Source organism: Psychrobacter sp. UBA3962, from assembly GCF_002385225.1.
Lineage (GTDB): Bacteria > Pseudomonadota > Gammaproteobacteria > Pseudomonadales > Moraxellaceae > Psychrobacter.
Window position 1 is genome coordinate 1 of record NZ_DGDC01000029.1, and the last position, 11,633, is coordinate 11,633.

General features: G+C 43.7%; 11 protein-coding genes and 1 riboswitch. Of the genes, 4 read left to right on the plus strand and 7 right to left on the minus strand.

Annotation, left to right across the window (positions count from 1 at the left end; genetic code table 11):
* Positions 1-58 precede the first annotated feature (58 nt).
* The 4 genes from tmk to B3S92_RS07255 all read right to left on the minus strand — a co-directional run bounded on the left by tmk (position 59) and on the right by B3S92_RS07255 (position 3,774).
* Positions 59-697 carry a dTMP kinase gene (tmk, locus tag B3S92_RS07240; protein WP_077451099.1) on the minus strand — a complete coding sequence of 213 codons (639 nt, stop codon included), beginning with the start codon at positions 695-697 and terminating at the stop codon, positions 59-61.
* A 19-nt stretch (positions 698-716) separates the two neighbouring features.
* Complete coding sequence (gene mltG, locus B3S92_RS07245) at positions 717-1,904, minus strand: endolytic transglycosylase MltG (RefSeq protein WP_077451100.1); 1,188 nt, start codon at positions 1,902-1,904, stop codon at positions 717-719.
* Positions 1,905-2,001: 97 nt separating this feature from the next.
* Positions 2,002-3,006 carry an aminotransferase class IV gene (locus B3S92_RS07250; RefSeq protein WP_296204352.1) on the minus strand — a complete coding sequence of 335 codons (1,005 nt, stop codon included), beginning with the start codon at positions 3,004-3,006 and terminating at the stop codon, positions 2,002-2,004.
* A gap of 63 nt (positions 3,007-3,069) precedes the next feature.
* Entirely contained in the window at positions 3,070-3,774 is a 705-nt protein-coding gene (locus B3S92_RS07255) for a hypothetical protein (protein WP_296204354.1), read from the minus strand.
* Positions 3,775-4,117: 343 nt separating this feature from the next.
* On the opposite strand from B3S92_RS07255, the gene aroE reads away from it, so the two are divergent.
* Entirely contained in the window at positions 4,118-4,951 is an 834-nt protein-coding gene (gene aroE, locus B3S92_RS07260) for a shikimate dehydrogenase (protein ID WP_296204356.1), read from the plus strand.
* Positions 4,952-5,041: 90 nt separating this feature from the next.
* Here the strand turns inward: aroE and B3S92_RS07265 are convergent, their stop codons facing one another.
* On the minus strand, positions 5,042-6,136 hold the full coding sequence (locus B3S92_RS07265) for an FUSC family protein (RefSeq protein WP_296204357.1): 1,095 nt from the start codon (positions 6,134-6,136) through the stop codon (positions 5,042-5,044).
* 533 nt (positions 6,137-6,669) lie between these two features.
* Between B3S92_RS07265 and B3S92_RS07270 the strand changes: the two genes are divergently transcribed.
* The 3 genes from B3S92_RS07270 (at position 6,670) to B3S92_RS07280 (ending at position 10,492) form a co-directional block, all read left to right on the plus strand.
* The gene (locus tag B3S92_RS07270) at positions 6,670-8,490 is read left to right on the plus strand and encodes an acyl-CoA dehydrogenase C-terminal domain-containing protein (RefSeq protein ID WP_296204359.1); all 1,821 of its coding nucleotides are present in this window, start codon (positions 6,670-6,672) and stop codon (positions 8,488-8,490) included.
* 268 nt (positions 8,491-8,758) lie between these two features.
* A riboswitch (TPP riboswitch) is annotated at positions 8,759-8,888 on the plus strand.
* Positions 8,889-9,075: 187 nt separating this feature from the next.
* Positions 9,076-9,723 carry a thiaminase II gene (gene tenA, locus B3S92_RS07275; RefSeq protein WP_296204361.1) on the plus strand — a complete coding sequence of 216 codons (648 nt, stop codon included), beginning with the start codon at positions 9,076-9,078 and terminating at the stop codon, positions 9,721-9,723.
* Between the two features lie 67 nt (positions 9,724-9,790).
* Positions 9,791-10,492: a class I SAM-dependent DNA methyltransferase gene (locus B3S92_RS07280; RefSeq protein ID WP_296204363.1), complete on the plus strand. Its 702-nt coding sequence runs from the start codon at positions 9,791-9,793 to the stop codon at positions 10,490-10,492.
* 116 nt (positions 10,493-10,608) lie between these two features.
* Here B3S92_RS07280 and B3S92_RS07285 read toward each other — a convergent pair whose 3' ends face one another.
* Both B3S92_RS07285 and ybaK read right to left on the minus strand, forming a co-directional pair.
* Positions 10,609-10,977 (minus strand): 5-carboxymethyl-2-hydroxymuconate Delta-isomerase, encoded by a 369-nt coding sequence (locus B3S92_RS07285; protein ID WP_296204365.1) that lies wholly within the window; start codon positions 10,975-10,977, stop codon positions 10,609-10,611.
* A gap of 51 nt (positions 10,978-11,028) precedes the next feature.
* On the minus strand, positions 11,029-11,496 hold the full coding sequence (gene ybaK, locus B3S92_RS07290; protein ID WP_296204367.1) for a Cys-tRNA(Pro) deacylase: 468 nt from the start codon (positions 11,494-11,496) through the stop codon (positions 11,029-11,031).
* Positions 11,497-11,633: the final 137 nt, after the last annotated feature.

Here is an 11,633-nt window from a genome sequence, read left to right on the forward strand (position 1 = left end):
GTATTTCAGGACGAGACATACTACAATACAACCTCTATGATAACTATACCCTTAGTGGCTATAGCTTTTGAGCAACGGCCTGCCAAACTCTAGCTGCAACCTCCTCTGCCTCACCTTGGGCATCAATACGCTGGATACGCTGAGGATGAGCTTGATATTGCTCACTAAAACCTTGATACACCCTTTCAAAAAAAGCCATTTTCTGTTGTTCAAAGCGATCAGCAGCACTGCGCTTACCTGCCCTCTGCATGCCCTCTGCGACCGGTAAATCGAGCCACAAAGTTAAGTCTGGCAAACGAGGCACAAATTGACTGATAAGCCCCTCAATCTTCTGCAACATAACTGAGTTTCCAAAGCCTCTACCATAGCCCTGATAGGCCACAGTAGAGTCTACAAAGCGATCGCAAATTACCCACTTCCCTGCCTCTAGCGCCGGCAAGATAACTTTTGCCAAGTGGTCACTACGAGCCGCGAACATTAATAACATCTCAGTGTCATCAGTGATATCCGTCTTGGTATCCAATAATAGCTCACGAAGCTGCTCGGCAAACGGACTGCCGCCTGGCTCTCGAGTCTGCACATACTCAATACCGGCGTCCGTTAAACGTTGGCATAGGCTATTGATGGCCGTGGTTTTACCCACCCCTTCAGTACCTTCAAAGCTGATAAATTTAGCTTCATTGACTGTCTGCGACATAAGACTCGACTCTCTTTATTTATGGGTTATCAGCTTTTCTTTGTTCACGCATAACTTGTAAGTACTCTTGTACTGCACGATTGTGGTCCGCGAGGGTCTTGGTAAATTTATGCCCACCTGTACCCGTGGCCACGAAATACAAAGCATCACTATCGGCTGGGTGCATAGCCGCCTCAATAGATTCTGGAGAAGGCAGTGCAATTGGAGTCGGTGGTAAGCCATCAATTTGATAGGTATTATAAGCGGTCTTCTCATTGATATCGGTACGGCGAATATTGCCATCATAACGCTCACCCATACCGTAGATGATCGTCGGATCAGTTTGAAGACGCATCCCCATGTTTAGACGATTCACAAATACTGCCGACACCAATTCGCGCTCACTTTCAACACTGGTTTCTTTTTCGATAATAGAGGCCATAATTAACGCCTCATAAGGGGTTTTATAGGGCAGATCCGCAGCACGATTCTCCCACGCCTTATCCAAAGCTTGTTGTTGACGCTTATAAAGGTCATTTAGAATCTGTTTGTCAGTAATGCCTCTGGCATAGTAATAGGTATCTGGAGTAAACCAGCCTTCTAAGTTGCTAGAAAACTCGCCTTCTGGAGTGAACGCATCAATACCCAATAGCTGCTTAAAATCGGCCTTAGGCTTGCCATTTGACTCTAATACCTCTAACACTACCCCTTCAGTCTTGGTAATTGCTTTGTACAAGTCAGCAGCGGTTTTACCCTCAATAATCTGGATAGTAACCATGTCTACTTTTTGACCTTCTTTGAAAGCATCCATCAGCTGTTTAAAGCTGGCATTTTTCGGCACTTCATAAGTACCAGCATGCAGAGGCGCATCCACAGTTGCCTTGATATACAGCTTGGCTAAGCTGGCAGAGAACATGGGGACATCGCGTTGGAACTGAGGTAAGAAGCCATAATAGCTTTGACCTTCTTCCACAACCAAGTCACCAGCGGCTTGATTAGAGTGACCAAACAAGGTCTGATACGCCATGGCCAACAAAAACAGCAGTATTAAACCAAATACCAATAGCAACTGATAGCCACGTTTTGAGGTAGGTTTTGGGGGCTGTTTTTTATGACGAGAGGGGTCGTCGCACACCAAGGAGACGTCCGTTGGGTGCACTGTTTCAGCCTCAGTAGCGGTCGGTTTATTGGGATTATTGCTTGGTTTTTTTGAATTTGAATCGCTCATAGCCACTCACGAGGTAAAAGTTTGCTAGAATTTAGCACTGTATGCTCAGATATTCAATGGGGAATAACTATCTAGGCTGTTTTGTCTCGTCATTGAGCTATTTTATATTGTATTGGAAAGGCGCTAAAGATAACTGAAACCTTTCATTTTGAAACCATAACTGCTGAACAGGAGTAACACCACGCACCGCATTACAAAAGAACAGGGCTTCAAGTTGGTTTAAATCCTCATTGCTCAAGTAACGCAGCTGGGCAGGTGTGCCGAGCTTTGCTAGCTTATCAAGAATAACCTGACGCATAACCCCGCGCACCCCAGACTGCTCAATGGGCGGCGTATACCAAACGTCAGAGGCTGCGTCATTACCTTCAGCAGCCAGCTCCGGCTTTAATGTATAAAAGAAGTTGCTCATCACCCCTTCCACCCAATTGCCGCTCATATCTGCTACCAAACTTTCAGCAAGTTCGGCATTCTGCTGCTTATGACGCTGTAACTCACCAGCTATCATCACCCCATCCAAACGATTTAAGGTTTTTAGACCCGCCAACGGCTGAGGCAAGCTGGCCAGCTGTGATTGCAAACATTGGGCGATAATTGGAGGTTGCTGTAACACCTGCTCTCCTAAGGACGGACCATCATCCGAGTCACCCCTCAAAAACTGAGCTGTATGCTCTGCGAGCGCTGCTGTCTGCATCACCCCTATCCAAATTAAAGCCTCATTGTCTGCTGCCTGCGTTGAATAAGCATAGCCACGCAAATTCTGGGCAGGACGAGAAAGGATAACTTTAATCAATCCATCGCCAATAGTCGTAGCAAACTGGCGGATTTCGCGCCACAGTTGCTGCTCAACCTGAGTTGAAAGGGTTAACTGCAAAGCTTGGCAATGACTCATGATACGAGCTTGATGGTAGGACTGCCAAAGCAGCTGTGCTTTATGCACCCCCATAGTACTAAAGAAGCCATCCCCATAGGCCACCGCTCTTAGGTTAGGGGCGATACTATCATTAGGCAAAAGGGAGGAAGTAAAAGAGTAGGAAGGCGCGGAAGGTGTGAGGGCGCTCATGCCGGCATCACTGAGTTGATACCATGTCATGGCATGAGACATCCCCCTCTCCTTAATAACTGATTGGTGGTTAATTTAACCTTTTAAATGGGTCTAGAACAATGATTAGCCGTTTTTATTCATAATAATCATACAGCTATAAAACTCACATTTGGCCAGTTCTACCTTGGTGTCATTGATGACTTTATTCTTAACGATTTTGCCAGATAAGATGCTTTGAACCAGATCCTTGCCCTCATCTCCCATAAGTCCAGTCATCACCTTATATACTTTTTTGGCGTGATCAATGCTCATTTTCTTTTCGCTATCAGAGTCATTGGGGTTGGCATAATACCAGCCAAGCTCCAGATAATCTTGCGAATCGATGATATCTAGATAGGGTTCATCACCTTTCATAAAGCGGTATTTCACGGCCATATTACTGGCATAATCTAAACTTTTTTCATCAGTGACGGTAACTTTACCAAACTGTTTTTTTAAGGCATCCACATCCTCTAAGCTCAAATCTTGAGTGTTGGAGGCTTTCCAACTCTGTACATCGTAGCTCACCGGCTTACCCTCAGGCTTCTTGTTGACGTTTGGGTCCACACGAGTGTCTGCCTCATGACTGGCCATAGCATCATTATTAGACAGGGCTTGTTGTTTTGAGGCTTCCGTTTCTGAAGAGGTCCCCACTGGAGTCACGGTTTCGTCGGCCTTGCTGCAGCCTGTAAATAACAAACAGGTAGCTAGCCCTAATGCCCCTAGCTTTGAGAGCATTGAGCCTGTAGTAAAGGGTTGGCTAGAGTTTTTGGACTTGCTGAAGATCATTCACGCACACCTTTTTACTTATTTCCTGGACCGTTACCCACCTCGGTAACTCTTTAATGAAGACTTTACAATAAAGCCCTCACTCTCTCTAAAAATGAATGTCTAGTTTATCCAAATCGCCACGCATTGCATAGTGGAAAAAGCATGAAGCCCAAGACAAACCTTACAGACGACTCTCCCAAGCATAGTGGGTTTGTTATACTCATCTTTTTATACTAAATTATAGGTAATAAACCCCAAAACAGCGGTCTAAGCTCATTGTATTTTAATTGAGCTTCAGGATTAAATTATACCGGCCAACCCACTTTGTCTTAATAAGACAGCTAAAAATACAGAGTATCTTATGAGTCCGTCTAACCTTCAGCACTTTATCGTTATCGGTAATCCGATTGCCCACAGCAAATCTCCTGAGATTCATCAGCAATTTGCCGAACAAGCGCAGTTGCAGATTCGTTATAACCGTCAGTACTGCCCCGACGATGCTGCCAGCTTTATCGCTGTAGTAGAGGCTTTTTTTAACGGGGGTGGTGTTGGCGCTAACGTCACTGTCCCTTTTAAACAAGTAGCATACCAGTTATGTGCAGAGCGTGGGCAGCTTTCAGCGCATGCCAAAGTGGCAGGGGCTGTGAACACGCTTATGCTAAAAGAAGGGCAAATCTATGGCGACAATACCGATGGTCAAGGACTGGTCAATCACTTGCTCAGCTTAGGTTGGCCGCTTAAAGGCGCTAAAGTTGCGATATTGGGCGCTGGCGGCGCATCACGCGGAGTAGCTCTACCGCTTATCGAGGCGGGTATTAAACAGCTTACCATTGCCAATCGTACTGTAGAAAAGGCCCAAGTCTTGATTGAGCAACTGTGTGCAGCCAGCCCAGTTATCGAGGCTATTAATCCTAATTACTGTGCTTTAGAGCAATTAGAAGGTGATTTTGACCTCATTATTAATGCCACCTCAATCGGCTTATCAGGGGAAATGCTACCTGTTAAAGACAGTTTAAACTGCCACTATGCTTACGATATGATGTATGGTCGAGAGTTGCCGTTTTTAACTCATTTTTCTGATAAAGGCGCTGAAGTTTCATCCGGCTACGGCATGCTCATTGGGCAAGCGGCCTTAAGCTTTAAACTGTGGACTGGCGCTAGCGTTGACCTTAATGCCTTAAATGAGGCTCAGTAACGATCCATAAATGATGTTGATCAGCACTGACTCTGTCGGTACGGTGGCGTTAATAAAATGGCTTCATACAATAATAAGTTACCCTAAGCGCTATGGTTTGGGGCTAAATACTTTAGCCTCTAATGCCATTAACGGCTTTCTTAACCCAGTAGAGTGCATGACTACCCCACCAAGTAAAGCAATTAGACAGCCCAGCAAGGTATCTAAGAACCTGGCCTGTACAATACCGTCGTAGGCCGCCGCAGCCCCAGCGGATAGCGCTGGATGTCCCCTTCCATATTCAGCAATAAAGATGGTTAACGGCGTGACCATGACCACCGCCAGCGCATAGTGGCGGGTAATAATGGTTTCTATCCAGACAAACATCATAAATATGGCGATTGCCACCCCAATGTCTGATAAAGGCAGTGACAATAAAAACCAAGCCACAAACACCCCAATGCCGGTGCCCAAAATCCGATGCAACTGCTTAATACACATCGTGCGTAGCTGCATCCCTTGCATAATAACGTAGCAGCTAACAGGCACCCAATAAGGGTAAGGCATGTCCAACCATAAAGCCACCTCCAGCGACAGCACCACAAAGGCGCTAACAATTAAGCTCTCTGTCACCATGCCCAACTGATAACCATAACCTGGGTCTACATATTCCGCAGGCGGCCTTACTATCCATAAATTATAGAACAGAGAAACTACCCAAGCATAAATAGCCCCGGTAGCGACAATACCAATTTTAGACAACATTCCCGACCATTCTACGGGCATAAAAATAGCTAGAACCGAGGCCATCATAATAAACATACCTCCAGGTGGAGGCAGACGTAGATAGCGGCCCATGAGTACCATTGAAAAGGCCATAAAGATAAACAGTGGCACTCTAAGAGCTGGCAGATTGTGAGCCATAAGCCCTAAGCTGAAGCTACCAACCATAATAATGCCAATAAAGAACAGCAAAGTCTGACGCTGGCGCACATTGCCTGCTTTCGGTTGGTTAAGAAATATCATAGCGCCCAAAGAGGCCAACACCCCTATCGGTAGTTGGTCAAATAAAGCCGCGATAAAAATGGTAGAAGCGATGGTAAAAGCCGCCACTAATCCCACGTACAGGGGCCTAATTTTTGGTTTAAAGGTAAATAAATGGTCAGCTTCTCGTTTGGCAAGCTCTTTTAAACGCTGTGTTGACATAAACAGAAAGTACTCAGATTGTTGTTTTTTAGAATTGTAATTTAATAAAGTTTGGGGAAAATAAAAATACCCTAGAAGAAAAAGAGTGAGATGAGATAGGTGTTCTACGTTTTATTTTATAGAAGAGCGTATTATTTGATTAAGCTATTTAGATAATTATTGCAGAGCAGATAAGTGTTTAAATAAGGGTCATTTAGAAAAGTAAAATGGTGACATTTTAATAACAGGAGTCCAACACTTCTTTAGACTTAAGTTAATATTATAAGGTCATGTTGGTTAGCAAAAACTACGCTATTGTAAGCCTAATATAATTTAAAAATGAATCAAAGCAGGTGCTTTTTTTTGGGTGTTATTAATACTTATTTTTATGAAACATTTATTCACTTATGAATAATAGTTATGAATAATAGGTTTTTGTATTATTTGGGCTTATACTAAAATCCATATCACCCTCCTATACTATTCATATTATGCTAGGTTGACAATACCTCGCAGCAGCGACAAATATATTATTCAATGGAAGAGAGTCTATTATGCTAAGTTATAAAGCCCCCTTACGTGACATGAAATTCTTATTAAATGACGTTTTCGATTATCAAACGCATTATAAAGATTTAAGCAATGGTGAAAACGCGGATCCAGAAACTGTAGATATGATTCTGCAAGGTATCGCTGATTTCGCGGAAAACGTTATTAGCCCCTTATATCAGCCAGCAGATGCTGAAGGCTGTCAATTCAAAGATGGCGTAGTGACCACTCCTAAGGGTTTTAAAGACGCTTACGATCAGTTCGTAGAAGGTGGCTGGCAAGGTATTTCGTACCCAGAAGAGTACGGCGGTATGAACTTACCAATGTCATTAAACCTTATTAAGGCTGAAATGATTGGTACCGCTAACTGGCCATGGGCAATGTATCCAGGTCTAACTACTGGTTGTATCAACACCTTAATGCAGTACGGTACAGAAGAGCAAAAAGACACTTACCTTCCTAAACTAGTAGAAGGTACTTGGTCAGGTACTATGTGTCTAACTGAGCCACAAGCGGGTACTGACTTAGGTCAAGTAAAAACCAGAGCAGTGCCACAAGAAGACGGCACCTATAAGCTAAATGGTACTAAAATCTTCATCTCAAGTGGTGAGCATGACCTAACTGATAACATTATCCACATCGTTCTAGCCCGTCTTCCAAATGCACCTGAAGGTACTCGTGGTATCTCACTATTCATCGTACCTAAGTTCAATGTCAATGAAGAAGGTGAAGCAGGTGAGCGTAACGGCGTAAGCTGTGGTTCAATCGAGCACAAAATGGGTATCGCCTCATCGGCCACTTGTGTTCTAAACTTCGACGACGCAACAGGTTACCTAATTGGTGAACCGCATCGTGGTCTAAAAGCTATGTTCACTTTCATGAACACTGCCCGTATCGGTACTGGTATCCAGGGTCTTGCTCACTGTGAGCTTGCTTTCCAAAATGCCCTACCGTATGCCAAAGAGCGTCGTTCAATGCGTACTTTATCAGGCGTTAAAGAGCCAGAAAAAGTAGCTGACGCTATTATTAACCATGCTGATGTACGTCGTATGCTGTTAACCATGAAGTCGTTCGCTGAAGGCGGCCGCTCAATGATTTATCATGCTGCTCGTTATGCGGATAAGATGTCTCAAGGTATTGCTGAAGGCAATGATGAAGAATTTGAAAAGTGGGATGATAAGCTAGGTTTCTATACCCCAATTCTAAAAGGCTTCTTAACTGAGCTGGGTATTGAAGCGGCGAAAGAAGGCCAGCAAGTTTATGGTGGTCATGGTTACATCAAAGAGTGGGGCATGGAGTTGATCGCTCGTGACGCTCGTATTGCTACTCTTTATGAAGGAACCACAGGCGTACAGGCTCTTGACCTTCTAGGCCGTAAAGTTATCTTGCAATCAAAAGGTAAGATCATCCGTGATTACACTTCAGGTATCATGAAGTGGTGTGGTGATTACGCTCTAGACAAAAACATGCGTAAATTCGTTTGGGCGCTAACTAAGTTATGTGCTGAGTGGAACACCCTAACTGTACGTCTAATGCTAAGCGCGCGTAAAGACCGTGAAATTATCTCAGCCGCTTCTGTTGACTACTTAATGTACTCAGGTTATGTGATGATGGCTTATCACTGGGCACGTATGGCGGCAGTAGCTTATGAAAAGCTAGAAAAAGGTGGTGTTGAAGCGCCAGAATTCTACAAAGCTAAGATTCAGACTGCTGAATTCTACTTTGATAAGATTTTACCACGCACTTCAGGTCATGCTGAAAGTATGGTAGCGCCAAGCTCATCTATGACTGATATGGACATTGAGCACTTTGCTTTCTTAGACTAATCTATTCGCTTTTTAGCCCATAGATTAAATCAAAAAAACCGCTCTATTTATTAGGGCGGTTTTTTTATGGGTAGTTTTTTTGTGGACAGCTTCGATTGATTTTCAGTGCCCTATCCTGGCTTATCGATGATAAAAACGGGCTTGCCTTGCATTGAAGCCGTCCGTTGTCCTATGATAGTGAGTAGCAACGGATAAGAGCCCGATTATGGGGACGGGAAATCAGTCTCGTAAACGTCTTTATCCCTGTACCTTTATTTTAATTATCCCAATGACCTTGTCGGGGTGCTATGGCCCATCTCTTGATTATTCATATCAAGCCAAAGATTTAGCCTTAGCTGAGAAATACCCGAGAACCTGATGCAGTTAGTACTGACGTAGGAAACAAGCGTGATCTTAGTGAGCTCATTCCCAGAATACACTTAATCCATTAAGGCGTAGTCCTTTAATGGCTTTTGGTATTGCTCTATTCTAATTCTGTGCTTCCTCTCCAAGCGGTCAGTCCAAACATTCCTCAGGTTATCAAGACACGGCTAAATTTTTGGTCATATGGTTTTTAGTGACCTATCTTTGATAAAAGTGAGCATTATGGACTTTCAAACACTACGCGATAACTGCCCGACTTGGCAAGATTATATCCATCATGAGTTTGTCAATCAGGTGGCAGCAGGAACCTTACCCAAACAAAGCTTTCAACACTATCTAAAACAAGACTACCTCTATCTTCTGCACTACACCCGAGTCATGGCACTGAGTGTCTACAAGAGTGACACTCTGGCTCAAATGCGAGTGGGACAAGCCGGTATCAATGCCATGCTTGATCTAGAAATTGGTATGTACTTAGAGTTTTGTCAGCAATGGGGGATCTCTATTGAGGAAGTCGAAAATACCACAGAATCTGCAGCGACCATTGCCTACACCCGCTATTTGTTAGATGCCGCCATGTCCGGTTCATTGGTTGAGCTCTATGCGGCCATTGCCCCTTGTCTAATGGGATATGGGGAGATTGGTCAGCGCCTTAAAGCAGAAGGCTTCGTTGACAATAACCCTTACCAGCCCTGGATTGACGTCTTTGCTAGTGAAGAGTTTCAAAAAGTGACTGCCCAAAATGAAGCCTTTATTAATCAATTATTTGCTGAGGTCAGCTCAGCTCAGCACCCCAAATTACAAAAGCTATTTAACACAGCCTCTCGTATGGAGGTTAACTTTTGGCAGATGGCTTTAGATTTATCTTAATTGCCAAAAAGTTCCCTTAACTTAAAAACCTATCAATAATAAATCTATGTAAAACAAGGAGAAAATCATGGCGGTATTTGACGAGCATGCCAATGCGTATGACAGCTGGTTTATGGACAATGAGAATTTACTACTTAGTGAACTAAAGCTGGTTGCTCATTTTTTGGACAAAAACAGTACTATTTTGTCTGTGGGTTGTGGCAGTGGGCTGTTTGAAATGCTACTGGCAAAAGACTATGACATTCATATCAAGCACGGTATCGAGCCCTCTAAAGATATGGCACAAATTGCAGAAAAACGAGGGTTAACCGTAGATGTCAATACCGCAGAAGACGCTGAAATTGAGTCTAATAAATTCGACATTATCATGTTCAACGGTAGTGTTAGCTATATCAGCGACCTAGCCCTATGTATCAACAAAGCCCATGACGCCCTAAAGCCAGGCGGTAAGCTGATTCTTATTGATGTGCCTAAAGAAAGTGGATTTGCCAGCTTATACAACTTAGCCAGTGCAGTCGATACTTGGGATCATCAGCTATTGGCCCATATCTCACCCAAAGACCCGTATCCTATTGAGCTGGTCCGCACTGCAAACTGGCGTACCTCTGATGAAAAGATTGAGCTGATGCAAGAAGCGGGCTTAACTAATTTTGAATACGCACAAACCTTACTGACTCATCCTATGTTTGCCAATGACAAAGTACAAGAAGTTGTTGAGGGTTATGACCGTGGCGATTATGTGGCCATTTGTGCTCAGAAAAAGGCGTAGCGATTTTTGCTAGTGACGAGATTCTCTATTAAATCCTAGGCTCTCACTGTTAAAAATAAAGCCCTATACACCTAGCTGTGTGGGGCTTTATTGAAGTGACCTATTACTGGCTAATCTTATATCTTCTCTTTTTTATAAGCCGCCGTAAGCTCAACCACTTCAACGCAGTACTGCACGGACACTCGCCCTGACTGCTGCTCTACTAGCTCTTGCTTTAAGCAAGTGTGTAGCTTCTCAGCCAAGTCATCTCGAATCTCCTGGCTGCGTCCTGGCATCAGCCTTAATTGAATATAAACGAATCCTTCAGCCTGCTCATCATCTTCTACCCCGACCAAGAATGTTTCTAGGTCTACAAATCTGGCCTTAATCGCTTGGGGTGAGCCAAAGTGGCCCGTTTCCCATAGGGTGCTATTTAGCTTTTTTAATAAGCTTTCAGGTTTTTTGATGGTGACATTGGGCGTGGCTTGAACGATAACGTGTGGCATAGTTTTACTCTACTTTAGTATTGAAAATTGGTATTAAAAAGCTAGGTGGGTTTAATCAATAATATCTGCAAACTTGGCATTAAGGCTATTTGCCAATTGCTGCGGTGGCAATTCAATCTCAAGTCCTCGCCTACCCCCGCTGACATGAATGGTAGCTAATGATTGAGCAGAGTCATGAATGACCGTAGGCAATCGCTTTTTTTGACCCAAAGGACTTACCCCACCTAAGACATAGCCACTACTTCGCTCAACTACCTTAGGACTGGCCATTTGCACTTTTTTACAGCCCAAAGCTTTGGCCATTTTTTTAAAGTTTAAGGTATCAATAACGGGTAAAACCGCAACCGCCAGCTTTTTGGCATCGGTTTCTACCACTAACGTTTTGAAAACCTGTTCAGCAGGCAGACCTAGTTTATCGGCAGCTTCCAGGCCATAAGACTCGGCACTAGGATCATGCTCATATTCATGAATTTGGTAATCTAGTTTTAATTTCTTGGCTAAATTAATGGCTGGGGTCATGAACTTTTGCCTCAATAAAATCAGTTTTTAATCCGCTTAGAGTACCGCATAAGCCAAAAAACTAAAAGCCCTCCTTAACGCTAAGGAGGGCTTTTTTTAAAGCTAAAAAGTCAGGGCTATTACTACTTACTGCCTAG

Coding starts and splice junctions, on each gene's coding strand:
- B3S92_RS07265 (WP_296204357.1), bottom strand. CDS start 6,136: ATGTCAACACAGCGTTTAAAAGAGCTTGCCAAACGAGAAGCTGACCAT.
- ybaK (WP_296204367.1), bottom strand. CDS start 11,496: ATGACCCCAGCCATTAATTTAGCCAAGAAATTAAAACTAGATTACCAA.
- B3S92_RS07255 (WP_296204354.1), bottom strand. CDS start 3,774: ATGATCTTCAGCAAGTCCAAAAACTCTAGCCAACCCTTTACTACAGGC.
- B3S92_RS07285 (WP_296204365.1), bottom strand. CDS start 10,977: ATGCCACACGTTATCGTTCAAGCCACGCCCAATGTCACCATCAAAAAA.
- aroE (WP_296204356.1), top strand. CDS start 4,118: ATGAGTCCGTCTAACCTTCAGCACTTTATCGTTATCGGTAATCCGATT.
- B3S92_RS07250 (WP_296204352.1), bottom strand. CDS start 3,006: ATGTCTCATGCCATGACATGGTATCAACTCAGTGATGCCGGCATGAGC.
- B3S92_RS07270 (WP_296204359.1), top strand. CDS start 6,670: ATGCTAAGTTATAAAGCCCCCTTACGTGACATGAAATTCTTATTAAAT.
- B3S92_RS07280 (WP_296204363.1), top strand. CDS start 9,791: ATGGCGGTATTTGACGAGCATGCCAATGCGTATGACAGCTGGTTTATG.
- mltG (WP_077451100.1), bottom strand. CDS start 1,904: ATGAGCGATTCAAATTCAAAAAAACCAAGCAATAATCCCAATAAACCG.
- tmk (WP_077451099.1), bottom strand. CDS start 697: ATGTCGCAGACAGTCAATGAAGCTAAATTTATCAGCTTTGAAGGTACT.
- tenA (WP_296204361.1), top strand. CDS start 9,076: ATGGACTTTCAAACACTACGCGATAACTGCCCGACTTGGCAAGATTAT.